This window comes from Nocardia otitidiscaviarum (genome assembly GCF_007362295.1).
Lineage (GTDB): Bacteria > Actinomycetota > Actinomycetes > Mycobacteriales > Mycobacteriaceae > Nocardia > Nocardia otitidiscaviarum.
The window spans coordinates 6,171,104-6,195,065 of record NZ_CP041695.1; the positions used below are offsets into that span (position 1 = coordinate 6,171,104).

Here is a 23,962-nt window from a genome sequence, read left to right on the forward strand (position 1 = left end):
TCAGGAACCCATCGTGACGCGAGGTGTGGCCTGGACTGTCTGGCCCACCCGCTCGACCAACAAAGCCATCTCGTATCCCACCTGGCCGATGTCACACGAGGTATTCGTGAGCACCGCGAGGTAGGAACCATCACCAACGGCCATGAGCAACAGGTATCCGTGCTCCATCTCGACAACCGACTGCAGCACGGTGCCGCCCTCGAAGAGGTTGGACACGCCCACCGAGAGGCTCGCGAGCCCTGCGGTCACCGCGGACAGCTGTTCTGCCCGATCGACGGGCAGCTGCGCGCTGGCAGCCATCAGCAGGCCATCGGCCGAGACAAGCACGGCATGCGCGACGCCGGGAACCTCATTCGCGAAGTTCGAAACCAGCCAATCCAGCTGTCGCTTCGTACCACCTAGATCGGGGTTCATCGGTCTCCTTTATCTCCGGTTAGGTTCATTGCTTGCTGTGCACGGCCATCCCGGACGCCCTGCTGGTGACGACTCAGGCTGGACCTGATGGATTCCGGATCCCGGCGGGTGGTCCGTTCGGCGTTGCCGTTCACGCCGCCCGGCACCAACCGGTGCCCCGGATCACGCTGCGGCAGACCGGCTGCCGTGCGCTTCTCCGGCTGAGATTCCACCGCACGACGGGCCGCTTGCCAACCCTCGTCCCCCGGTGATTCGAAGGAGGCGGCCACCTGGGACCGGTCCGCGTTCGGATCCTGCAGCCACGCCGACATCATCTCAGCGAAGATCGGAGTGCCGAACGACGAGTCGTCTTCGCTGGCAGGCTGCAGTCGAGTCTGGAAGAACGACGCCGTCTTCTGCGGATTGGAGCGGAAGCTGTGCTTGCCCGGACCGGCGGGCGCCTCCTCGGTGGCACCGCCCGCGGCAGGGCCGCGCAGCCCCGGCACCGGAGCCGGACGCTGCGGCAGACCCGCACCCGGATCGCGCTGCGGCAGACCGGACGGACTGGGCCGCTGCGGCATACCGCCCGGGGCGGTGCCCGGCTGCCGCTGCGGCAGCCCGCCGTCACGCTGCGGGAGCAGGGTGTTGTCCCGCTGCGGCAGCGCCGATTCCCGCTGCGGCAGTACGGTATCCCGCTGGGTCAGGCCGGTGGACGCGGCATCGCGGCGCGGCATGGCGCTATCGCGCTGCGGCAGACCGTTGTCGCGCTTGGGTAGACCGCTGTCACGCTGCGGCAGCCCACCCAGGGCCGAATCACGCTGCGGCGGCGCACCGTTGCTTCCGGGCGCGCGCTGCGGCAGACCACCGGGCGCGTCACCACGCTGGGGCAGACCACCGGGAGCCTCACCCCGCTGCGGCAGACCACCGGGAGCCTCACCCCGCTGCGGCAAACCACCGGGAGCCTCACCCCGCTGCGGCAAACCACCGGGAGCCTCACCCCGCTGCGGCAAACCACCGGGAGCCTCACCCCGCTGCGGCAAACCACCGGGAGCCTCACCCCGCTGCGGCAAACCACCCGGAGCGTCACCACGCTGCGGCAGGCCCTTGCCGCCCTCACGCGGCGGCGCACCATTGGCACCCGGATCACGCTGCGGCAGGCCGCCCGAGGCGGCACGCTGCGGCAGCCCACCGGCGGACGGATCGCGCGGCGGGGCACCGTTGGTACCCGGCTGCCGCTGCGGCAGCCCACCCGGACCGGCGGGCGCGCCACCCTCGCGGGGAGCGAGGCCCGATTCCCGCTGCGGTAGCGCACCGGAGGCGTCCCGCGGCGGCAACCCACCCGGACCACCCGGAGGCGGGGCGCCCGGCCCCGGCCGCTGCGGCAGCCCACCGGGCGCACCCGGCGCACCGCCCTGGCGGCGCATCATATTGGCGGCGAGGCCGCCGCCCGGACGCGCCGGACCGTCGCCCGGCTGACGCGGTTGCAGATTCGTATTCGGCTGCCCCGACGGGGGCACCGGATTGTTCGCGCCGGGCTCACGCTGCGGTAGCCCACCCGGACCGGGCGGAGCAGCGACGGTGTGGCGGACCGTCGGACCGCTGGTGCCCGGCTGGCGCTGCGGCAGCCCACCCGGTCCGGCGGGCGCGGCACCGCCCGGCGCACGCTGCGGCAGCCCCACCGCGGCACCCGCCGATCCCGGCGAACGCTGGGGTAGCCCACCGGAGGCGTTCGCGGCGGCGGGCGCGGGAGCACCGGCCCCCGATCCGGGGGCGGCCGGAATCGCACCGCTGCCACCCGGATCCACGGTCACCATGACATTGCCGGTGGCGGTGCGGGTCACCGCCCGCATCTGCATGGAGGACGGGGCCGACGGCTGCGGCCCACCCGGCTGCGGGGCCGGCTGCTGCTGCCCACCCGGCTGCGGCGGCACCGAGATCGCGCCGCCCGGCGCCATGATGAGCGCCTTCGGCACGTGCACGGTCACGGTCACACCCGGATCGCGCGCGGTGTCGAAGGTGGGACGCAGTCGCACGGTCAGGCCGTGCCGCTCGGCCAGCCGGCCGACCACGAACAGGCCCATGTGCCGGGCGGTGTCGGGACCGACCTCGGCGGTGGTCTCCAGTCGGCGGTTGATCTCGGCCATCTCCGCCGGCGGCATACCGATACCGCGGTCGGCGACCTCGATGAGCAGACCGGTGTCGTGCGCCTGCGCGAAGGTGAACTTCACGTCCGTCTCCGGCGGCGAGGCACGCAGCGCGTTGTCGAGCAACTCGGCGAACAGGTGCGCGAGGTCGGAGGCGGCCGGTTCGACCAGGGCACCGCGCGGCGTGGCGCCCAGCTTCACGCGCTCGTAGTCCTCCACCTCGGAGATGGCCGCGCGCAGCACGTCGGCGATCTCGACGGGGGCGGACTTGGACCGGCGCTGCTTGGTGCCGGCGAGAATCAGCAGGTTGTCGCCGTTGCGTCGCATACGCGCGGCGAGATGGTCGAGGCGGAACAGGTTTTCGAGAAGGCGCGGGTCCTTCTCGTCGTACTCCATCGCCTCGATGAGGGTGAGCTGGTGGTCGACCAGCGACTTGGAGCGCCGCGCCAGGGTTTCGAACATGTCGTTGACCTGGGTACGCATGGCGGCCTGGTCGGCGGCCAGGCGCAGCGCCTGACCGTGGATGTCGTCGACGGCGCGGGCCAGCTGGCCGATCTCCTCGTCGGTGTCCACCGGCATGGGCTCGAGCGGAACGTCTTCCGGATCGGCGCCGTCACGCAGCGCGGAGACCTCGTGGGCCAGATCGTGTTCGGCGACGCGCAGCGCGGCCAGACGCAGCCGGCGCAGCGGCACGATCATCGAGCGGGCCATCAGCACGGCCAGAGCGAGCGCACCGAGGATGGTGGCGACGACGATGACCGCGTAGCGGATGGCGTCGGTGCGCGCGGTGGCGGCCAGGGCGTCCACTCGGGACACGATGGCCTTGGTGGAGTCGGTCGCGATGGTCTGGTACTTGTCGACGCTGACGACCAGCGAATCCTTGAGTTCGGTCACCGGCAGCTGACCCACGCTGGCCTCGGGACTGCCGACCAGCTGGAGCCGGATGTTGACCTGGTTCTGCAGCTCGGAGATCAGCGGATCGCCGTCCGGGAACCGGTGCGCCAGCACGGCCAGCAGCTGGCGTTCGGTGCTGATGCCGATCTGGATGTCGCGGACGCCGTCCTTGGGGTTGTTGCGTAGCGCCTCGGCGAAGCCGGCGACCTCGCCGACCAGCACGGCACGGGAGTTCAGCGAGTCGACGAGCTGCAGTTTGGCCTGGTCGACGGATTTGTCGGCGACGGTGGCCACGATCGACTCCACCGTGTTGACGCTGCTGCCGCGGACTCGCTCGATCTGCGCGACCGTGTCGGGAACCGATTCCGAGGGGGCGAGACCCTGCGCCCGAATGGCCTTGGCGGCCACGATCATGTCGTCCAGCGCGGCGCGAGCGTTCGGCATATCGCTCAGCTTCGGCGCGGCCTTCTCGGCGAACTGGATGGCGGTGTCCAGCTGGGCGAGTTCGGGATCGGTCGTGAACGAGTTCCCGCCGATCTTCACCATCTGACCACCGGCGACCTGCGACGCTGTGGCACTGAGGCCGGTGATGGCCGGAATCACGCTGACGTGTTCCACCGCCGTGGACAGCCGTGTCGACTCGCGGAACTCCGCCGAGATCCTGGAGGCGCCGAGCACCACCGCGACCAGTAGCGGGACGGCTAGCACAGCCGTCACCTTCCAGCGCAGGTCCCAGTTGCTCAGCGCCCAGCGCTTGCTGCCGGAACTAGCGGCGTCACGCATCTCCCACTCACTTTCCAAACTGGCCCTGGCCACGCGCTATCAGCGAGCCTCCACGATCGCACGCTGGGCTCGACAGGCAGAGCTGGCCGAGAACTGCGGCTGGCCGAGAAATTGCGTCCATGACGGCCGAAATATGTGACATGCGATTCTAACGGATCAATAACTTCTTGTGTGACCTCTTGGCAACCACCGGTCGCTGACCTGCCTGTTCCAGACAAAATCAAAGGTCGCGGCGTCCGCCCGGACGTCGCGTGAAGTCTGCCACAATCAGGCAGATCTATCGAGGCGGGCATCGACGGGGAGCTAGGGAGTCACGGGGTTGAACGCGAAGCAGGAGTACCGGCCGGCGTACCAGACGAGCCTGGTCGATCCTTCGGAGTTCTGGCTCGCGGCGGCCGAATTCATCAGCTGGGAGGTGCCTCCCACCCAGATCTTGGACCCGACAGCCCGCCCGACGGCCCGGTGGTTTCCCGATGCTCGCCTCAACACCTCCTACAACGCACTCGACCGCCATGTGCGCGACATCACATCGGACGATGACCAGTCCAACGGTCGCGAGGGGGGTCGCGCCGATCAGCCCGCCCTAATATACGACTCCGCTATGACGGGCGCCAGACGTGTCTATACATATAAGGAGCTACTGGACGAAGTCGCCCGGTTTGCCGGATCCCTGCTACGCCTCGGCGTCCGGACCGGCGATCGTGTCGTCATATATATGCCGATGATCCCGGAAGCCGTGATCGCCATGCTCGCCTGCGCGCGCATCGGTGCGGTCCACTCCGTGGTCTTCGGCGGGTTTGCCGCCCCCGAACTCGCCGCCCGCATCGACGACGCCGAACCTGTGCTCATCATCACGGCCTCCGGTGGGCTCGAACCCGGCCGCCGCATCGAATACCCGCCCATCGTGCTGCAGGCCCTCGATATCGCCGACACCACCGCGCCCCGGCTCGTCCTGGTGAAACAGCGCGACGGCTTCCCCACCATCCGCTTCCCCACCCCGCAGGCCGCCACCGAGAACCTGCCCGACTCCACCGAGACGGTGGCCGCACGCTGGCTGGACTGGGAAGACGCCGTCCGCGACGCCGACCCGGCCGACCCGGTATCCCTGGCCGCGACCGATCCGCTCTACATCCTCTACACCTCCGGGACCACCGGGAAGCCCAAGGGCGTGGTGCGCGACAACGGCGGGCACGCGGTCGCGCTGGCCTGGTCCATGCGCAACATCTACGACGTCGCACCCGGGCAGGTCATGCTGACCACCTCCGATATCGGCTGGGTGGTCGGACACTCCTACATCGTCTACGCGCCGCTGCTGGTGGGCGCGACCACCGTGCTGTACGAGGGCAAACCCATCGGAACGCCCGACGCGGGCACCTTCTGGCGGCTGATCGAGGACTACGGCGTCGATGTGATGTTCACCGCGCCGACCGCGCTGCGGGCCATTCGGCGCGCCGACCCCCAGGCGGCGGCCGCCAAGCGCCACGACCTGTCCCGGCTGCGCGCGCTGTTCTGCGCCGGGGAACGGCTCGATCCGGCCACCTACGAGTGGGTGACCACCACCCTGCTGGCCGACCATCCGGACTGCCCCGTCGTGGACCACTGGTGGCAGACCGAGACCGGCTGGCCGATCTGCGCGAATCCGCTGGGATTGCAACAGCTCCCGGTCAAGCCCGGCTCGGCCGCGGTGCCGGTGCCCGGATACCGGCTGCGGGTGCTGGACTCCGAGGGCAATGCGGTGCCCGCCAACACCGAGGGCAATATCGTGATCGGGCTGCCGCTGCCGCCCGGCACACTCACGACACTGTGGCGCGATGACGCCCGCTTCGAACGCAGCTATCTCTCCGCCTACCCCGGCCACTATCTGACCGGGGACTCCGGATACTTCGACGAGGACGGCTACCTGTTCGTGCTCGGCCGCACCGACGACGTGATCAATATGGCCGGGCACCGGCTCTCCGCGGGCGGGATCGAGGCCGCCATCTCGGGACATCCGGCCGTCGCCGAGACCGCGGTGATCGGGATACCCGACGAACTCAAGGGGCAGCGGCCCATCGGGTACGTGGTGCTCAAACAGGGTATGGATATCGACCAGGAGCAACTGCGCGGCGAGGTGACCGAGCGGGTGCGCGACCGGGTCGGAGCCATCGCCACCCTCTACGACGTGGTCGTGGTGAGCGCACTGCCCAAGACCCGCTCGGGCAAGATCCTGCGCCGCACCATCCGGCAGATCGCCTCCGGCGAGGAGTACGAGGTACCGCCCACCATCGAGGACGCGGGCATGCTCGACGTGCTCGAACAGCAGGTGGGCGATGCCGCCGAACTCATGCGCAGCGGTGAACGCACGCCGCCGCTGCCTCTCGATCAGGACACCACCGACGGCGGCGACACCCCCGCCGATCCGGCCGTCACCAACTGAGCGGTTCACTCTTCAAGAACTTCTCAGAATCGGTTCATCGGGCTCTCGAGCGGGTGGCCTAGCGTCGGGCGCATGTCATCCACGCACAGCCGTCCGCGCCGCACCATCGCCGCCGCGGGAGCCTTCGGCGCTCTCACCGCGGTGTCCGTCTGGCTCTTCCCCGCGACGGCCGCCGCCGCGCCCGCCGATATGGTCGCGCCGCTGCTCACCTCCACCTGCACCTTCGACCAGGTCGATGCCGCGTTGCACGACAAGGCCCCCGCGCTGGCCCAGTTCCTGGACCAGAACCCCGACACCAAGGCCGAACTGCGGGCCAAGTTCGACCAGCCCGTCGAACAACGCCAAGCCGAGTTCGACGCCTACGTCCGCGAGAATCCGGAGGCCGCCGCCCAGGCCGAGAACGACCCGCGGGCGGGTGGAATCGCCGCCGCCATCCAGGCCGTCGCGGAGTCCTGCCACAACTACTGACCCCGCCTGCGCCAAAATGGACACCGTGGCCGAACGCGGAGAGACCCCGACCGTGCTGGTAGTCGACGACGACGAGGATGTGCTCGCCTCCGTCGAACGCGGGCTGCGGCTCTCCGGGTTCCGGGTGGTGATCGCCCGGGACGGAGCCGCGGCCCTGCGCGCCGTGACCGAGGAGTCACCGGACGCGGTGGTGCTCGATATGAATATGCCGGTCCTGGACGGGGCCGGGGTGGTGACGGCGCTGCGCGCCATGGGCAACGAGGTGCCCATCTGCGTGCTCTCGGCGCGCAGTTCCGTCGACGACCGCATCGCCGGACTGGAGTCGGGGGCCGACGATTATCTGGTCAAACCCTTCGTCCTGGCCGAGTTGGTGGCTCGGATCCGCGCATTGCTGCGCCGCCGCAGCGACACCGCCGCGCCGACCACCCCGGGCGGCATCACCGTCGGACCGCTCGAGGTGGATGTGGCCGGATACCGGGCACTGCTGCACGGCAAGGAGATCGAGCTCACCAAGCGGGAATTCGAGCTGCTGTCCACCCTGGCCCGCAGCGCCGGGGTGGTGCTGAGCCGGGAGCGGCTGCTGGAGCTGGTGTGGGGCTACGACTTCGCCGCCGACACCAATGTGGTGGACGTCTTCGTCGGCTACCTGCGGCGCAAGCTGGAGTCCGATGGAACGCCGCGACTGCTGCACACCATCCGAGGGGTCGGATTCGTGCTGCGAGCACCGAAGTGACGGGCACCGACGGGAACGGACGGCCGCGGTGAACGCCATCCGGCGGAGGTGGTTCGCTCGCTCCGAGCAGCGGTCCCGACCGCCCAGGTCGTATTCGTTGCGTACGCGCGTCGCCGCCGCGGCGGCGCTGGGGGCGACCGTCATCGTGGCCGCGCTGTCCTGGGTGACCATCTACGCCATCGAACGCAACAATCTCGCCCAGGCCGACCAGCAGCTGACACTGGCCTCCCAGATCGTGTTGATCGAACCGGTGCTGTCGGTGAATGTGCTCGAATTCCTCGGGGCCAACAAGGATTTGGCGATCACCGTGCGCAATCAGCAGGGCCTGGTGGACAGCACCCGGATCGAGCTGCCGCCACTGCCGCTGGGCTCGGAGACCGTCACCGTGGGCGGCGTGCCCTACCGGGTGCTCACCACCGATCAGAACCAACCGCCCGGACGGGTTGTCTCCCTCGGCATTCCGACCACGCAGACCGCGGAGGCCACCGCCGAGCAGCGGCGCTGGGTCCTCGTCGCCGCCGTGGTGGCGGTGGTCGCCGCGGCCGCGCTGGGCTGGCTGTTCGGCGGGCGCGCCGTGCGCCCGATCGCCGATCTGACCCAGCAGGTGGATGAGCGCCGTCCCTCCAATTCCGGTGCGCCGCTTCCGGTGGACGGCTCCGGTGTGCGCGAGGCCGAGAAGCTGGCCGATGCCGTCAACACCATGCTGCGCCGGGTGGACCGGGCCCAGGCCGAGACCGCCGCCGCACTGGAGACGGCGCGCGACTTCGCCGCCGTCTCCGCGCACGAACTGCGCACGCCGCTCACCGCCATGCGCACCGACCTGGAGGTGCTGCGCACCCTGGACCTGGACGAGACACAGCGCGCGGAGATCCTGGCCGATCTCCAGCGCAGCCAGGACCGGGTGGAGGCCACCCTCGCCGCGCTGGAGCGGCTCGCCGCCGGCGACCTCACCGACGAACGCGACCATGTGGAAACCGATGTGGGCGATCTCTGCGATACCGCCGCCCACGACGCCATGCGGCACTTCCCCCACCTGAAGGTGCGCATCGACACCGATGCCGAACTGGTCACCCGGGGGCTGCCCACCGGGCTGCGGCTCGCCGTCGACAACGCCCTCACCAATTCGGCACGCCACGGGCGGGCGACCGAGGCGCTGCTGTCGGCGCATCGGGCCCGCAACGGGCACATCATCATTTCCGTGGACGACAACGGTCGCGGAATTCCCGAGGCGGAACGCTATTCGGTTTTCGAGCGATTCTTCCGGGGCAGCCAGGCCAGCAAGGGCGGTTCCGGACTGGGCCTGGCCCTGGTCGCGCAACAGGCGCAATTGCACGGCGGCCGTGCCTATTTCGACGACGGCACGCTCGGCGGGGTACGGTTGGTGCTGGATCTGCCCGATCGCACCGCATCCCTTACCGAACCCTCAGACAATCGCCAGAGCTGAGGACATTTCGTACCCGTACGGTCGCAAAGCGTGTCCGCCAACAGCACCTCGAATTCGACCGCATCGCATCGCGCCGGAATCCGCGGCCGTAAACGCCTGCTATTCGCACTGCTCGCCCTCGTCGTGACCGGGGCGCTCGCCGCCGGTGCGGTCACCTGGCTGCGCTCGGCGAATCCGCCCACCGCCGTGGCGCTCGTCAACGGGGACGAGGGCCCCCTCGGCGAACGCATCGCCACCACGCTGCGCGAGAGCGGCGCGCACGAGTGGGCGGTGGTCGACGCGGCCGGCACCGCCGACTACGCGGCGGTCGTCACCCTGCCCGCCGACCTGTCCACCTCCGTCGCCTCGCTGGCCACGGCCGCCCCACAGCGGGCGCGGGTCGAGGTGGACTCGAACGACCACGCCGACCCGAACCTGGTGAACGACGCGGTCACCGAGGTGACCCGGCAGATCAGCGCGGCCGGGATGGACACCGTGTTCGCACTCATGAACTCCGCGCGCGGACAGGTGTCGCAGGTGGCGTTCACCGCCACCCTGCTGGGTGCGGGCGTGCAGGCGGCGGCCGACGGCGCGGAGCAGTTCCAGGGCGGGGCCGATGAGATGCTGGCCTTCCTGGAGAGCGCGAAATCGGGTGCGGGACAGATCACTTCGGCCATCGCCACGCTCGAGCAGACGGTGTCGGCGGCGACCGCGCAGGCCAACTCCTTCGCCGACACCCTGGACAGCACCGGGGTGACGGTCGGCCAGGTGCAGCAGTCGGCGACCACCCTGAGCGACGGGCTCGCGACGGTGCTGCCACTGTTGCGCGCCCTGCCGTTCGCGGCGGATCCGCAGCTGGCGAACATCATCACCCAACTCGAGGGGCTGCGGAAGGTCGCCGACGAGGCCAGCGCCCAGCTGACCGGATTCGGACAGTTGACCGGCACTCAGGTCACCCCCGACACGCGGATCGGTCAGCTACTGCGCGATGGCGCCGGGCGCCTCGGCGACGCCAGTGCCCAGCTGAGCCAGGGCGCGCAACTCGCCGAGCAGATTCCGCAGCTCGCCGATCAGGGCGCGGCGCAGTTGCTCGCGGCCATGCAGGCGCTCACGGGCGGGGTGGACCAGCTCCAGAATGTCACCACCACCCTGGGTAAGCAGGCCAATCAGGCGCTGACGACGCTCACGAAGGGCAGCGGCGGACAGCAGTCACAGATTGCTATCAGCCTCGCCGACCCCGTGGAGATCGTTCGCAAATAACAAGATCACTGGGTTTAGAATTAGCCCGATTTGCTCTGGTCGACCGGTTTCACAAGAAGCTCCATCCCCACCATCTGGTATTCGGAGAGGAACTGATCGTGAGCAGTATTCTCGTCGCCGCGCACGACCTGTACGGAACCGTTGTGGCACAGCAGTACACCAATCCCACGTCGGAAACCCCACCGGCCGCCGACAAGCTCATGAAGATGTTCCGCTATTTCACCTGGTTCGCCCAGATGTCCGGAATCGCCGCCATCACCTACGGCGGCGGCCGCTTCGCCTGGGAGAAATGGGGTGGCGGCGGACTCCAGTCCCCGAAGATGGTCGCCAACGCGATGCTCGGCGGTGCGACGGCCACCAGTGCGGGCACCATCATGAACGCGGTAGTCGGTTGAGGAACAACCCGCTCGCACGCGACCACACTGCCGCCCGCTGAATACTCGGGGAGGCGGACAGGCCCGCCGTGCTGATGCGCGGCGGGCACGATCATGTCCGATCTCTCAGCTCACGCCGAGCAGGTCGATGATGAAGACGAGGGTCTTGCCGGAGAGCTGGTGTCCGGCGCCGGCCGGGCCGTAGGCGAGCTCCGGGGGGATGGTGAGCTGGCGGCGGCCGCCGACCTTCATCCCCGGGATGCCCTCCTGCCAGCCCCGGATGAGATTGTTCAGTGGGAAGTCGATGGACTCGCCGCGGTTCCAGGACGAATCGAACTCCTCGCCGGTGTCGTACTCGACGCCGACGTAGTGCACGTCGACCTTGTCGCCCGGCTTCGCCTCGGGACCGGTGCCCACCTCCAGGTCCTTGATCACCAGCTCGGCGGGCGCGGGGCCTTCTTGGAATTCGACTACCGGCTTGTTGCTCATACGCTGTCCTCTTCACGATCGGGGATCCTGCGGTCGTGCTTCACCTTATGACGACGTGCGGCGCGGGTCCGGAGCCGGGCCGCGTATGTCGCCAGGGCAGGATGTTTGCCCGTGGCCGAAGTGATCGATATCGACGACCCCGCCGATCCGCGTGTCGCCGACTTCCGCGACCTCAGCAATGCCGACCGCCGACCGGACCTCCCGGGCGGGAAAGGGCTGGTCATCGCGGAGGGCGTGGTGGTCGTGCAGCGCATGCTGAACTCCCGGTTCCGCCCCTTCGCCCTGCTGGGCACGGCGCGGCGGCACGAGCAGCTGGCCGAGGACCTGGCCGGGGTCGGCGTGCCGTACTACCGCGCCTCGGCCGAGGTGATGGCGCGGGTGGTGGGGTTCCACCTCAACCGGGGCGTGCTGGCCGCCGCCCGGCGACCGCCCCAGCTGTCCGCCGAGCAGGTGCTGGCGACCGCCCGCACGGTCGCGGTGCTGGAGGGCGTGAACGATCACGAGAACATCGGATCCATCTTCCGCAATGCCGCCGGACTCGGCGCGGACGCGGTGCTGTTCGGCGACCGCTGCTCGGATCCGCTGTACCGGCGCTCGGTGCGGGTGTCCATGGGACATGTGCTGCGGGTGCCGTTCGCGCAGCTGCCGGAGCTGCCGGGCGGATTGGACCTGCTGCGCGCCAACGGCTTCCAGACCGTCGCCCTGACCCCGAATCCCGCCGCGCCCACCCTGGCCACCGCCATGACCGGAGCGAAGGTGGCACTGCTGCTCGGCGCCGAGGGTCCCGGCCTGACCGAGGACACCATGCGGGCCTGCGACATCCGCGCGCGGATCCCCATGACACCGGGGACCGATTCGCTTAATGTGGCCACCGCGGCCGCCATGGCCTTCTACGAGAGAGTCAGGACACAGTGACCTATCCGCCGGATGGACCCTACGGGTACGGGTACTCCGAGCCGACCCCGTGGGCGGCCGGTCTGACCGTCGTGGTCATGGTCGCGTTGCTCACCGCGTGCGGCGTGTACGCCTTCGGCGCGGCACTGGCGCAGGTGCATCCGCTGCTGTCCATCGCGGTGAATCTGGTCGCGGTGGGCGGAGTGCTCCCCACGGCGTGGCGGTGGCGGTTCGCGCCGGTCACGCGGTGGGTGATCGCGGGGCTGGGCGCGGGTGTGCTGCTGGGCTGGATCGCACTGCTGATCGGCGTGTAGCCGCGCTGATCCGTGTGGCCGCGCAGATCTGTGTGGCCGCGCTGATCCGTGTATCCGCGCTGATCCCTGTGGCCGCGCTGATCCGTGTGGCCGCGACTGCTCGGTGTGCGGCGTGCGCTGTCACACGCGGCGAAGGCGACCGGTCACGCGCACCGCGGCGATAGCCACTCAGCTCACGCGATCGCGGCCGCGCAACCAGTGGAACAGCCCGCGTTTCCCATTGTGTTCGTGGTCGGGTTCGGCGGGAGCCTCGGGCTTGGGGGCCTGCCCCTTGGGGAACAGGGAGAAACCGCAGACCTCGATCTCCTCCGGTGCCAGCGGCATATCCGCGAGGGTCGGAATGTCCTCCGGGGCGACGCCGGGGGCGCTGGTCGCGCCGTTGCGGTAGCGGAAACCGAGCCATTCGGCATTGGCGGCGTCCGCGAAATCCGGTGGGTCGAAAGGCAGGAACTGCGGGTCGGGCAGTTCCCCGGCGCGCAGCTGGATCGGATGCTCCCCGGCCCAGTACGGCCGCTCCCAGACCCGGGGCAGACCCTCGTCCTCGAGGATGTTCGCCCGGGTGGCGCTGAAGGAGCGGCGGAATTCTCCCCGCTCCCAGTATGCGAACGCACCCCAGCCCATGGCGAGGTCGTAGGAGACGAGATAGGTATGCTCGGACGCCAAGGGGCGCACCAGCAGTTCCGGCAGTCGGGTCGGACGGGCCAGGGCGGCCTGGGTCGAGCACACCACCGTGACGCCGGGATAGCAGCCGATATAGACGGATCCGGGATCGGGTCCGGCCCAGACCTTCATGGTGCCGGAGGCCGCGGGCACCACGTCGCGATCCGGATTGAGCTGCTTGGCCAGGGCGAAGGCGGCATCGGGATCGGGGCCGGGGTGGGCGCGCAGGACGGCTACCGGATCGGGGGCGTCGACGTACCAGAGCGAGGAGACTGTGGACGGCACAGGCGCGACACCTCCCGAGATCATTACATCCCAAGTGTAGCTATTATCGAGCTACATTAAATGGTCGAATGCCCAGCCAGCGTGTGATCGACTCGGCAATCACTGCCATCACCAAGAAATCTACCCCTGTCAGGCCCGAAATGGCGTGGTTGCGCAAGGACTTTCCGGGCGCGGCGGACACCCGGGCGATGCGATCGCGGTCAGCCCTATCAGACGAATCGGTCGGTATGGTCCGACACAGTGAATCAGCAGGTAGTCACACTGGCCAACGGTGCGGAGCACGGAAATGCCGCCCGGGCACATGTGATCGCGCAGCCACGCGATCGGAGTATGAGCAAACTTGCAGCTGCCGATACGAGCACACTCGCCGGGCAGGCACCGATCGGTCCGCCACGACGCAGCCCGGATACGCAGTGATCCGCCCACCACAACGCAAGCTTGGCGAGCACTGATCAGCCCACCACGACACAAGCCGGGCGAGAACGCCAGTCCAGCAATGACCGCGGGGCGAGGTGGCCGCCCGTTCGCGACGACGGTATGCGGCGCACAGCGGCCGATCGCCGGGTGCACGGTCGTTACGAGACGCCCACGTGAACTCGGCACCCGCCTGAACGCGACGCGCACGGGCGGGCGAAGACGCGGCGCGGGCGAGCGGTTGCGGCGCGGGCGAGCGAGGGTCGCGGCGCGGGCTCAGTGGCCCGAGCTGCGCACGCCTAGGAGCACGTCCTCCCACGACGGCATGGGAGCCTTGCCGCCGCGCTTGGCGCGGTTCGGCTTCTGCTTGGGCGCGGGCTGCGCGGCCGCCGGTTCGGCGGGCTTGGCCTCGGCGGCCGGAGCCGAAGGCGCCGGGGCGGCCGGTTCCTTCGGCGCGGCCGGCGCGGCCGGAGCCGGAGTGGGTGCGACGGGAGCGGCCGGGGCGGCGGCCGGAACGGTGCCGTCCCCCACCGCCGGACGCTGCTCGTAGAAGCCGTCCAGGCTCTGCTGGTCGGAGACTCGGGGCGCGGCGGGCGCTTCGAACTCCACGCGTTCGCGCGCCGCGGGGGCCGGGGCGGGCGCGGGCTCGGCGACCGGTTCGTTCTGATCCGGCAGGATGGTGGCCAGACCGCGCAGGGCACGGCCGAAATCCGGATCGATCAGATCGGAGGCCGGATCGTCCAGCGGCACCACCGAGCCACCGTGCGCGTCGGGCTGGTAGCGCCAATGCGCGGCGATGACCGAACGCCCCGCCTGCCACTGCAATTGCGCGACCCAGTAGCCCTTCTCGTCCTTCCAGGCATCCCATTCGGCGACCTCGACATTGTGGCCGCGCTCGGCGAAGGCCGCCGACACGATCTCGATGAGGGTTTCCACCGACGGACCGTCATTGCGCACCGGATGCGCCTTCTGCGCCAATTCGGCTGCCCGCTGCCGCTCCAGCAGGACCGGGTAGGCGAAACGCTCCACCCGGCTGGCGGGCATGCCGGACTCTTCGGTGACCTGTTCGACCGAAGCACCCGCTCGGATACGGGCCTGGATATCGCGAGGACGCATCGTGGCTTCCGTTTCGATCTCGATCTGGCCGAATCGGGCAAGGTCTCCGCGCGCCGCGGCACGCAGTTTGTCGTCGGCGGCGAGCCGGTACTTCTGGCCGGTTTCGGTATCGATGCACACGATGTGCGTGGAATCGGGCGTCAATCCGATCACTCGAAGTTCACGCACCGTTACCTCCTTATCGCTGCTTCGATCACAGCCAGGCTCGCGACACCGCCCATATACTGGAACAGTAGTGCACTTCCGAGATTCGTGGGTCAAGACACGCGGGCGCGGAAATCTGCTCACAGACTCCCGCGCCGCATTACTGTGAACGATTCTGTCACAGAGCGTTCGGTACGGCTCGCGGATTCAAGATCCGCGAACCGCCCACATTTTTACTGCTCAGGCGAGCTTTTCTACGACCCAGTCGATGGCCCGGGTCAGCTGCGAGACGTCCTCGGGGTCGATGGCCGGGAACATGCCGACGCGCAACTGGTTGCGGCCCAGCTTGCGGTACGGCTCGGTGTCGACGATGCCATTGGCGCGCAGCACCTTCGCGACCTGGGCCGCATCCACCGAATCGGCGAAGTCGATGGTGCCGACGACCTGCGAACGCAGCGCCGGATCCGACACGAACGGGGTGGCGTACGAGCTGGATTCGGCCCACGAGTACAGCCGCGACGAGGAGTCGGCGGTGCGCTTCACGGCCCAATCGAGACCGCCGTTCCCATTGAGCCATTCGATCTGATTCGCGAACAGCAGCAGGGTGGCCAGCGCCGGGGTGTTGTAGGTCTGGTCCTTGGTGCTGTTGTCGATGGCGATGGGCAGCGACAGGAAATCCGGGGTCCAGCGACCCGAGTTCTTGATCTCCTCCACCCGCTCCAGCGCCTTGGGGCTCATCAGCGCGATCCACAGCCCGCCGTCGGCGGCGAAGCACTTCTGCGGCGCGAAGTAGTACACGTCGGCATCGGTGATGTTCACCGGCAGACCGCCCGCACCGGAGGTGGCGTCGATGGCGATCAGGGCGTTCTCCGAGCCCGCGGGACGCGAGACCGGGATGGCCACGCCGGTGGAGGTCTCGTTGTGCGCCCAGCCGATGAGGTCGACCGACGGATCGGAGGTCGGCTCGGGAGCGCTGCCCGGCTCGGACTTGATCACGATCGGATCGCCGATGAAGGGGTTGCCCTTGGCGACGGCGGCGAACTTCGAGGAGAACTCGCCATTGCTCAGGTGCAGCGACTTCTCCCGGATCAGGCCGAAGGCGGCGGCATCCCAGAAGGCGGTGGTGCCGCCGTTGCCGAGCACGACCTCGTAACCCTCGGGCAGGGAGAACAATTCGCGCAGACCGGTGCGCACGCGCGCCACCACGTCCTTCACCGGCTTCTGCCGGTGGGAGGTGCCGAAGACCGAGGCGCCGGTGTCCACCAGGGACCGCAGCTGCTCGGGACGGACCTTGGAGGGGCCACAGCCGAACCGACCGTCGGCCGGCTTGAGTTCGTCGGGGATGGTCGGGAACGCAGAGGTCATGGCGACAAGGGTAGAGCGTGACGGAGGCCGCATCCGCGAGTGGGTAGGCGCTGCAACACCATCGGCTCGGACACTGTCGGCAACCGGCGGGTATCGCTGTGTCCCCGAACACACTGCGGTTATGGTTCACGGCTATGAACACGGCCGCACACGACAGCTCGGAGACCGCCGCCACCGCGGCCGATTCCGGCCGCCCCCGGCGGCGTCCGGGCCTGTTCACCCGGCTGTCCTCGCAATTCGGCTCGGGCGGGCTACCCCGGCGGGATGCGGGCATGTCCGATGCCGCCCGCCGCGAGCTGCTGCTGCGCGGCGTCGCGGGAACCGCGACCGTACTGAGCGTGCGGGCGCGCCGCTCGGAGCCGGAGCACGAATTCTGGATCCGGGTCCAGCTCGAGGATCGGCATCCGTACGAGACGCGGGTGCGGCAACGGGTCGGCGCATCCGATCTGGAATGGATGCAGCCGGGCGATGTGGTGTCCTGCCGGGTCGATCCGGGCGACCACGACCGGGTTGTGCTGTACGCCCCGCCGCCGGAGGAGGCCACCCGCACGAATATCGCCAAGATCCTGAGCGACGGCCGCCGGGCCCGGGCCACCGTCCTCGCCGCCGCACCGGTGGCCGCCGACTACGCGGGCCGCGACGATCCGGTGCTGCGCCTCGATCTGGAGTTACACGCCTGGGACGAGCCGTCGCCATGGCTGGTACGGGTGGTGGCCGCGGTGCCGCTGTCGGCCATCGAACTCGTCGATCTGGGACGGCAGCTGGAGGTCGCCTTCTTCACCGTCGATCGCGGTGAATCGGTGGCGGTCGACTGGGCGGCCTCGCGCGCACTCTGAACGCACCCGAGACACATCGAAACCCGGCCGATTCGGCGTCGTCGAATCGGCCGGGTCGAGAATTTACGTCCCGTTGAGCTCAGGCCGCGATACCCAGCCCGAGGGTGATCGCGACCGGCACCAGATACAGCACCGGGAACACGACCGTGCCGTACGACCCGGCCCGCAGCACGGTGACCACCGCGCCGAGGAAGTACAGGATCAGCCCGACCGCCGCCAACACGCCGATGACCGGCACGAACAGCCCGACCACGAGGCCGATCGAACCCGCCGCCTTGGCCAGCCCCAGTGGCGTCCACCAGGACTGCGGCACCCCGTACCGCACCAGCGGATCGACCACCCACGAGACGCGCCGCAGCAACGAGAAGGCCGAGAACCCGACCCACAGCGCGGTCGCGACGGCACCGACGACATATCCGGTGTTCATTGGAATACACTCTCCCTCAACAGCTTTCGCATAGCCCGCGGTTAGCGCCGAGCTGGTTGTTCATCAGGTCGACGGCGCGGGACCTCGATGTGTGACACGGCTGCGAAAGTCCGGGAGCGGGCGTAGATCCAGGCGATGCCCTCGTGGTTCGATCCTGTGATGTGACACCGCTCACATGATGTTCTCATCTCGAGCGCCACCGTCGATCCTCCTACGCGCATCCCAATATCGATCTTCGGTCGCGGCGACCCCGCGGCCTGGGATCTCGGTCGCTCGCGGCGGATGTCGCCAACTCGGCGCGCCGCGAGAGCCGAAGTGCACCAGACTGTAGCGAGCCCGGACCCCGAACGGCCCGCCCGGCACACAGCGGGCACCGGATCGGCTACCGTCCGTGCCGAAATATCCAACCCCGCAAGGAAAAGAATGAGTTACCCGAACAACCCGTACCCGCAACAGCCCGGCTACGGGCAGCAGCCCTACCCACAGCAGCCGCAGTACGGGCAGTCCAACCCGGGCTACCCGCAGCAGCCGCAGTACGCTCAGTCCAACCCCGGCTACCCACAGCAGCCCGCGCACGCCGCTCCCCAACCCGGTTACGGCGCACCGCAACCCGGCTACCCGGCGCCGGGCGCACCCGGCGGCTACGCGCCGTACGGTCCGCAGGCTCCGCTCGCCGACTGGGGTTCCCGTGCGGGCGCCTACATCGTCGACGGCCTGATCTTCGGCCTGCCCGCCTCGCTGCTGTACGTCATCGCGAGCGTCGCCGGTACCGAGAGCATCACCTGTTCCACCACCACCGGCCGGTGCACCGGCGGCGGCCTGAGCGGCGTCGGCGTCATGTTCATGCTGCTGGCCTTCGTGGTCGGCATCGCCGGTCTGGTGTTCCTGGTCTACAAGGAGGGCACCACCGGACAAACGCCCGGTAAGAAGATGCTCGGCATCCGTCTGGTCGGGGAGACCACCGGTCAGCCGATCGGCTTCGGCACGGCATTCATCCGGAAGATCTGCCACGCGGCGGATTCCTTCGCCTGCTACATCGGCTGGCTGTGGCCGCTGTGGGACGAGAAGCGCCAGACCTTCGCTGACAAGATCATGAAAACGGTCGTGGTGAAGGGTTGATCCCCTTGCCGATCCGGTAGGCCGGGGGATCCGCCCGGAAACGACCGCGGCTCGCAACCTTTCGGTTGCGAGCCGCTTTCCTGTCTTCGAAGAACCGCCGAGAGGCTCGAGCCCTACTTGCGGATCACGTTCTCCCAGCCCGCCACGGTCTCCGGCTTGCGCGGCGCGGGGCCGGTGTAGATGGCGGCGGGGCGCACCAGCTTGCCCAGCTTCTTCTGCTCCATGATGTGCGCGCACCAGCCCGCGGTGCGGCCGCAGGTGAACATGGCGGGCATCATGTGCGCGGGCACCTCGGCGAAGTCGAGGATGACCGCGGCCCAGAACTCCACATTGGTCTCGATGGCGCGGTCGGGGCGGCGCTCGCGCAGTTCGGCCAGCGCGGCCTGCTCCAGCGCGGCCGCCACCTCGTAGCGCGGGGCGCCCAGCCGCTCGGCGGTGGCGCGCAGCACGCGGGCGCGGGGGTCCTCGGCGCGGTACACGCGGTGCCCGAAGCCCATGAGCTTCTCCTTGCGGTCGAGGATGCCCTTGACCAGAGCGCGGGCGTCGCCGGTCTTCTCCACCTCCTCGATCATGGGCAGCACGCGCGCGGGCGCGCCGCCGTGCAGCGGGCCGGACATGGCCCCGATGGCACCGGACAGCGAGGCCGCGACATCCGCGCCGGTGGAGGCGATGACGCGGGCGGTGAAGGTGGAGGCGTTCATGCCGTGCTCGGCGGCCGAGACCCAGTAGGCGTCGATGGCCTCGGTGTGCTTGGGGTCCGGGTCGCCCTTCCAGCGGGTCATGAACCGCTCGGTGACCGTGGTGCACTCGTCGATCTGCTTCTGCGGCACCGCGGGCTGGTAGATGCCGCGCGCCGACTGCGCCACGTAGGACAGTGCCATCACCGAGGCGCGGGCGAGGTTCTCGCGGGCTTCCTCGTTGTCGATGTCGAGCAGCGGCTGATAGCCCCAGATCGGGGCCAGCATGGCGAGTCCGGCCTGCACGTCGACGCGCACGTCGCCGGTGTGCACGGGCAGCGGGAAGGGTTCGGCGGGCGGCAGGCCGCGACCGAATTCACCGTCCACGAGCAGCGCCCACACATCACCGAAGGTGACCCGGTTGGTGACCAGGTCCTCGATGTCGACGCCGCGGTATCGCAGCGCACCTCCGTCCTTGTCGGGCTCGGCGATATCGGTGGTGAACGCCACCACGCCCTCGAGACCGCTCACGAAGTCGGACGGAACTGCTGAACTGGGAACCGCAGCGCTGGCAGTCATGTTGTGACTCTCCTTGCAAACCGGGCCGCCCGATCGATGGGCGGCCTCGCCGATCAGTTAGACCTTAACGCCACCATTACCCTGGAGTAACGTCTGGCCCATGACCGACCTGGAGAAATCCGTCACGTCCGCGCTGGATATCGCGGCCATGCGCGTGGAGTACGGCGTGGACGCCGGCGACAATCATCCGGGCCGCGAAACCGACCTGGACGAGAGCTGGCTGGCCGACGGCTGGGAACCGTTGCTGCGCACCTGGATCGAGGAGGCCACCCACGCCGGGCTGGTCGATCCGAACGCCATGGTGCTGGCGACCGTGGAGCTGACCCCGAGCGGACCGAAACCCGCGACGCGCACCGTGCTCTGTAAGGGGCTCTCGCCGGAGGGTGTGACCTTCTACACGAACTTCGAGTCGCTCAAGGGGCTGGCGCTCACCGCGACGCCGTACGCCTCGGCCACCCTGGTGTGGCCCGCCATGAGCCGACAGGTGACGGTGCGCGGGCCGGTGCACCGGGTGTCGCCGGAGGTCACCGAGGTGTACTGGCGGTCGCGTCCGCGCGGGTCGCGGCTGGGGGCGTGGGCGTCGGAGCAGTCGCGGGTCATCGGTTCGCGGGCGGAGCTGGATCGGCGGATGGCAGAGACGACCGAGCGGTTCACCGGGGTTGACGACATTCCGGTGCCGCCGTTCTGGGGCGGGTTCCAGATTCGGCCGGAGACGGTGGAGTTCTGGCAGGGGCGGCGCAGCCGCATGCACAACCGGATTCGGGTCACGCTGGAGCCGGGCAGCACCGATGTCGCGGCCATGAAGGTGGAACGCCTTCAGCCCTGAGCCACGTGGCGGATACCGGCATTCGACCGGTCGCAAGGGGTGAAATCGTGGGATGAATCACCGGAAATCCGCTGCCGCCGATCAATTCATCCCATTAATCTCCTGGCGGTGAAGCTGCTCGCCGACGTCACCCCGCTGCGGAATCCGGATTTCCGTCGACTCTGGACCACCGGCATCGTCACCGTCATCGGCGCGCAGCTGTCCGTCGTGGCGGTCCCCAAGCAGCTCTACGACATCACGCAGAGTTCGTCCTACGTCGGCCTCGCCGGCCTCTTCGGCCTCGTCCCGCTCATCGGGTTCGGTCTGTGGGGCGGCGCGCTCGCCGACGCCATGGACCGCCGCACCCTGCTGCTCATCACCAGCACCGGCACCGGCCTCACCGCCCTGGCGTTCTGGGCGCAGGCCGCCGCCGGGAACACCAATCCATGGCTGATCCTCGGACTGTTCGCCGCGCAGCAGGCGTTCTTCGCGGTGAACCAGCCCGCCCGCGCCGCCATCTATCCGCGACTGCTGCCCGGCGAGCAACTGCCCGCGGCGAATTCGCTGTCCATGACGGTCATGCAGTTCGGGGCCATCGCCGGGCCGGTGTCGGCGGGCATGCTCATTCCGGTCACCGGGCTGGCCATGCTGTATCTGCTGGATGCCGTCGCCCTGCTCGCCACCGTGTGGGCGGTGTGGAAGCTGCCGCCCATCCCTCCCGTCGGCGAGACCCGCCGCGCCGGAATCCGGGAGGTGCTGGACGGTTTCGGCTACCTCGCCACCCAGAAGGTGCTGCTGGCCTCCTTCGCCGTCGATATCGTCGCCATGGTCTTCGGGATGCCGCGCGCGCTGTTCCCGGAGATCGCGCAGCACAGCTTCGGCGACTCCCCCTCGGGCGGAACGGCTTTGGGCCTGCTCTTCGCGGCCATGTCGGTGGGCGCGGTGCTCGGCGGCGTGTTCTCCGGCTGGCTGTCGCGCATCCGCCGGCAAGGACTGGCCGTGATCTGGCTGATCGTGCTGTGGGGGTTGGCCATGGTCGGCTTCGGCGTCGCGGTGGGCGCGACCGGACACGGCCTCGGCATGACGGTCGGGCTGTGGATCGCCTTGACCTGCCTGGCCTTCGGCGGCGCGGTCGACATGTTCTCCGCCGCTTTGCGCACCACCATGCTCCAGCAGGTCGCCACCGACGAGATGCGCGGCCGCCTGCAGGGCGTGTTCATCGTGGTGGTGGCGGGCGGACCGCGAATCGGTGATGTTGCCCATGGTTTCGCGGCGGCCGCGGTGGGTACCGCTGTAGCCGCGGCGGGCGGCGGTCTGCTCGTGGTGATCGGCATGGTGATCTCGGTGATCGCCTTCCCGATCTTCGTGCGCTACCGGGTCAGCCGCACACATGCCGACCTACCGGCCCGAAACGGATGATCTCGGTCGCGGGAGCGGTCCATGCCGATACCACATGACCGCACCGAACCTCACCTCGTGACGAAGTGACTGTGAGGTAGTCAAGGGTGACCCTCATTAGTCGGGCCTTCCGGACAGCGACTAGCGTTGAGGGTAAGCGCACCGTGTGCCGACCGCACCGATGCCGACGGTTACAAGCCTGAGAGGGATCCTTCCGTGCCCGCTGAGAACATCATCAACGTCGACGACGACGCCAAGCCGGTGCTGTCCTACCCCGGTGGCGAGTACCCGATGACCGTCGCCAGTGCGACCGAGGGCAATGACGGGATCGACCTGGGCAAGCTGCTCGCCAGCACCGGGTACACCACCTTCGACCCCGGCTTCATGAACACCGCGTCGACCAAGTCGGCGATCACCTACATCGACGGTGAGGCGGGCATCCTCCGCTACCGCGGTTACCCGATCGAGCAGCTCGCGGGGAAGTCCACCTTCATCGAGGTGAGCTACCTGCTCATCTACGGCGAGCTGCCGACCCAGTCGCAGCTGGACGACTTCACCGACCGCATCCGCCGCCACACCCTGCTGCACGAGGACCTGAAGCGGTTCTTCGACGGCTTCCCGCGCAACGCGCACCCGATGCCGGTGCTGTCGTCGGCGGTCAACGCGCTGTCGGCGTACTACCAGGACTCCCTGGACCCGCGCGATCCCGAGCAGGTCGAGCTGTCCACCATCCGCCTGCTGGCCAAGCTGCCCACCATCGCGGCCTACGCCTACAAGAAGTCGGTCGGCCAGCCGTTCCTGTACCCGGACAACTCGCTGTCGCTGGTCGAGAACTTCCTGCGGATGACCTTCGGCTTCCCGGCCGAGCCGTACGAGGTGGACCCCGAGGTCGCCGCGGCCCTGGACATGCTGCTCATCCTGCACGCGGACCACGAGCAGAACTGCTCCACCTCCACCGTGCGCCTGGTCGGCTCCTCCGACGCCAACCTGTTCACCTCCGTCTCCGGCGGCATCAACGCGCTCTGGGGTCCGCTGCACGGCGGCGCCAACCAGGCCGTGCTGGAGATGCTGGACGACATCAAGGCCGCCGGCGGTGACGTCAAGGAGTTCGTCCGCAAGGTCAAGAACAAGGAAGACGGCGTGAAGCTCATGGGCTTCGGGCACCGCGTCTACCGCAACTACGACCCGCGCGCGACCCTGGTCAAGAAGGCCGCCGACTCGATCCTGTCCAAGATCGGCGGCGACGACCAGCTGCTCGACATCGCCAAGGCGCTCGAGGAAGCCGCGCTCACCGACGACTACTTCATCGAGCGTCGCCTGTACCCGAACGTCGACTTCTACACCGGCGTCATCTACCGGGCCATGGGCTTCCCCACCCGCATGTTCACCGTGCTGTTCGCCATGGGCCGCCTGCCCGGCTGGATCGCCCACTGGCGTGAAATGCACAGCGAGCCCCTGAAGATCGGCCGCCCCCGCCAGATCTACACCGGCTACGGCGAGCGCGACTACCAGGACATCACCGGCCGCTGACCAGGCGTCCCCGAAACCCGCC

General features: G+C 69.0%; 21 protein-coding genes. 13 read left to right on the plus strand and 8 right to left on the minus strand.

The features are described 5' to 3' along the window. Both FOH10_RS27630 and FOH10_RS36105 read right to left on the minus strand, forming a co-directional pair. Positions 1-414 carry a roadblock/LC7 domain-containing protein gene (locus FOH10_RS27630; protein WP_029930951.1) on the minus strand — a complete coding sequence of 138 codons (414 nt, stop codon included), beginning with the start codon at positions 412-414 and terminating at the stop codon, positions 1-3. After that, positions 411-4,214 (minus strand): ATP-binding protein, encoded by a 3,804-nt coding sequence (locus FOH10_RS36105; protein ID WP_143982902.1) that lies wholly within the window; start codon positions 4,212-4,214, stop codon positions 411-413. The genes FOH10_RS27630 and FOH10_RS36105 overlap by 4 nt, the downstream gene beginning before the upstream one ends. A gap of 319 nt (positions 4,215-4,533) precedes the next feature. Here FOH10_RS36105 and FOH10_RS27640 point away from each other — a divergent pair, with 319 nt between their 5' ends. The 6 genes from FOH10_RS27640 to FOH10_RS27665 all read left to right on the plus strand — a co-directional run bounded on the left by FOH10_RS27640 (position 4,534) and on the right by FOH10_RS27665 (position 10,909). Then, positions 4,534-6,630 (plus strand): AMP-binding protein, encoded by a 2,097-nt coding sequence (locus FOH10_RS27640; RefSeq protein ID WP_143982903.1) that lies wholly within the window; start codon positions 4,534-4,536, stop codon positions 6,628-6,630. 72 nt (positions 6,631-6,702) lie between these two features. After that, positions 6,703-7,098, plus strand: a complete 396-nt coding sequence (locus FOH10_RS27645; protein WP_143982904.1) for a hemophore-related protein — start codon at positions 6,703-6,705, stop codon at positions 7,096-7,098. A gap of 16 nt (positions 7,099-7,114) precedes the next feature. After that, positions 7,115-7,831, plus strand: coding sequence for a response regulator transcription factor (locus FOH10_RS27650; RefSeq protein WP_029930947.1), 717 nt, complete (start codon positions 7,115-7,117; stop codon positions 7,829-7,831). A gap of 97 nt (positions 7,832-7,928) precedes the next feature. Beyond that, positions 7,929-9,275, plus strand: a complete 1,347-nt coding sequence (locus FOH10_RS27655) for a sensor histidine kinase (RefSeq protein WP_051036826.1) — start codon at positions 7,929-7,931, stop codon at positions 9,273-9,275. 30 nt (positions 9,276-9,305) lie between these two features. Then, positions 9,306-10,514 carry a YhgE/Pip domain-containing protein gene (locus FOH10_RS27660; protein ID WP_244961401.1) on the plus strand — a complete coding sequence of 403 codons (1,209 nt, stop codon included), beginning with the start codon at positions 9,306-9,308 and terminating at the stop codon, positions 10,512-10,514. A gap of 98 nt (positions 10,515-10,612) precedes the next feature. Continuing rightward, the gene (locus tag FOH10_RS27665; RefSeq protein ID WP_029930944.1) at positions 10,613-10,909 is read left to right on the plus strand and encodes a hypothetical protein; all 297 of its coding nucleotides are present in this window, start codon (positions 10,613-10,615) and stop codon (positions 10,907-10,909) included. A gap of 105 nt (positions 10,910-11,014) precedes the next feature. On the opposite strand, the gene FOH10_RS27670 is transcribed toward FOH10_RS27665, so the two are convergent. Further along, entirely contained in the window at positions 11,015-11,377 is a 363-nt protein-coding gene (locus FOH10_RS27670; protein ID WP_029930943.1) for an FKBP-type peptidyl-prolyl cis-trans isomerase, read from the minus strand. Between the two features lie 111 nt (positions 11,378-11,488). Between FOH10_RS27670 and FOH10_RS27675 the strand changes: the two genes are divergently transcribed. Both FOH10_RS27675 and FOH10_RS27680 read left to right on the plus strand, forming a co-directional pair. Next, the gene (locus tag FOH10_RS27675; RefSeq protein WP_143982906.1) at positions 11,489-12,292 is read left to right on the plus strand and encodes a TrmH family RNA methyltransferase; all 804 of its coding nucleotides are present in this window, start codon (positions 11,489-11,491) and stop codon (positions 12,290-12,292) included. Beyond that, positions 12,289-12,585, plus strand: coding sequence for a DUF2537 domain-containing protein (locus FOH10_RS27680; protein ID WP_029930941.1), 297 nt, complete (start codon positions 12,289-12,291; stop codon positions 12,583-12,585). Before FOH10_RS27675 ends, FOH10_RS27680 begins: the two co-directional genes overlap by 4 nt. A 168-nt stretch (positions 12,586-12,753) precedes the next feature. Here the strand turns inward: FOH10_RS27680 and FOH10_RS27685 are convergent, their stop codons facing one another. From FOH10_RS27685 to serC, 3 genes are all read right to left on the minus strand, one after another. Then, positions 12,754-13,530: a DUF6928 family protein gene (locus tag FOH10_RS27685; RefSeq protein ID WP_029930940.1), complete on the minus strand. Its 777-nt coding sequence runs from the start codon at positions 13,528-13,530 to the stop codon at positions 12,754-12,756. A gap of 690 nt (positions 13,531-14,220) precedes the next feature. Continuing rightward, the gene (gene sepH / locus FOH10_RS27690; RefSeq protein ID WP_143982907.1) at positions 14,221-15,228 is read right to left on the minus strand and encodes a septation protein SepH; all 1,008 of its coding nucleotides are present in this window, start codon (positions 15,226-15,228) and stop codon (positions 14,221-14,223) included. Between the two features lie 216 nt (positions 15,229-15,444). Then, a complete protein-coding gene (serC, locus tag FOH10_RS27695; RefSeq protein WP_029930938.1) occupies positions 15,445-16,569 on the minus strand; it encodes a phosphoserine transaminase in 1,125 nt (374 codons plus the stop codon). A 134-nt stretch (positions 16,570-16,703) separates the two neighbouring features. Between serC and FOH10_RS27700 the strand changes: the two genes are divergently transcribed. Further along, positions 16,704-17,405 (plus strand): hypothetical protein, encoded by a 702-nt coding sequence (locus tag FOH10_RS27700; protein WP_244961402.1) that lies wholly within the window; start codon positions 16,704-16,706, stop codon positions 17,403-17,405. Positions 17,406-17,484: 79 nt separating this feature from the next. Here FOH10_RS27700 and FOH10_RS27705 read toward each other — a convergent pair whose 3' ends face one another. Beyond that, positions 17,485-17,832, minus strand: a complete 348-nt coding sequence (locus FOH10_RS27705; protein ID WP_143982908.1) for a DoxX family protein — start codon at positions 17,830-17,832, stop codon at positions 17,485-17,487. A 423-nt stretch (positions 17,833-18,255) separates the two neighbouring features. On the opposite strand from FOH10_RS27705, the gene FOH10_RS27710 reads away from it, so the two are divergent. Next, complete coding sequence (locus tag FOH10_RS27710; RefSeq protein WP_143982909.1) at positions 18,256-18,951, plus strand: RDD family protein; 696 nt, start codon at positions 18,256-18,258, stop codon at positions 18,949-18,951. 113 nt (positions 18,952-19,064) lie between these two features. Here FOH10_RS27710 and FOH10_RS27715 read toward each other — a convergent pair whose 3' ends face one another. Next, positions 19,065-20,207 (minus strand): citrate synthase 2, encoded by a 1,143-nt coding sequence (locus FOH10_RS27715; protein ID WP_029930934.1) that lies wholly within the window; start codon positions 20,205-20,207, stop codon positions 19,065-19,067. A 100-nt stretch (positions 20,208-20,307) separates the two neighbouring features. On the opposite strand from FOH10_RS27715, the gene pdxH reads away from it, so the two are divergent. From pdxH to FOH10_RS27730, 3 genes are all read left to right on the plus strand, one after another. Further along, complete coding sequence (pdxH, locus tag FOH10_RS27720) at positions 20,308-21,033, plus strand: pyridoxamine 5'-phosphate oxidase (RefSeq protein ID WP_186000611.1); 726 nt, start codon at positions 20,308-20,310, stop codon at positions 21,031-21,033. Between the two features lie 108 nt (positions 21,034-21,141). Next, entirely contained in the window at positions 21,142-22,431 is a 1,290-nt protein-coding gene (locus FOH10_RS27725; protein WP_143982910.1) for an MFS transporter, read from the plus strand. Positions 22,432-22,626: 195 nt separating this feature from the next. Next, entirely contained in the window at positions 22,627-23,940 is a 1,314-nt protein-coding gene (locus FOH10_RS27730; RefSeq protein ID WP_143982911.1) for a citrate synthase, read from the plus strand. Positions 23,941-23,962: the final 22 nt, after the last annotated feature.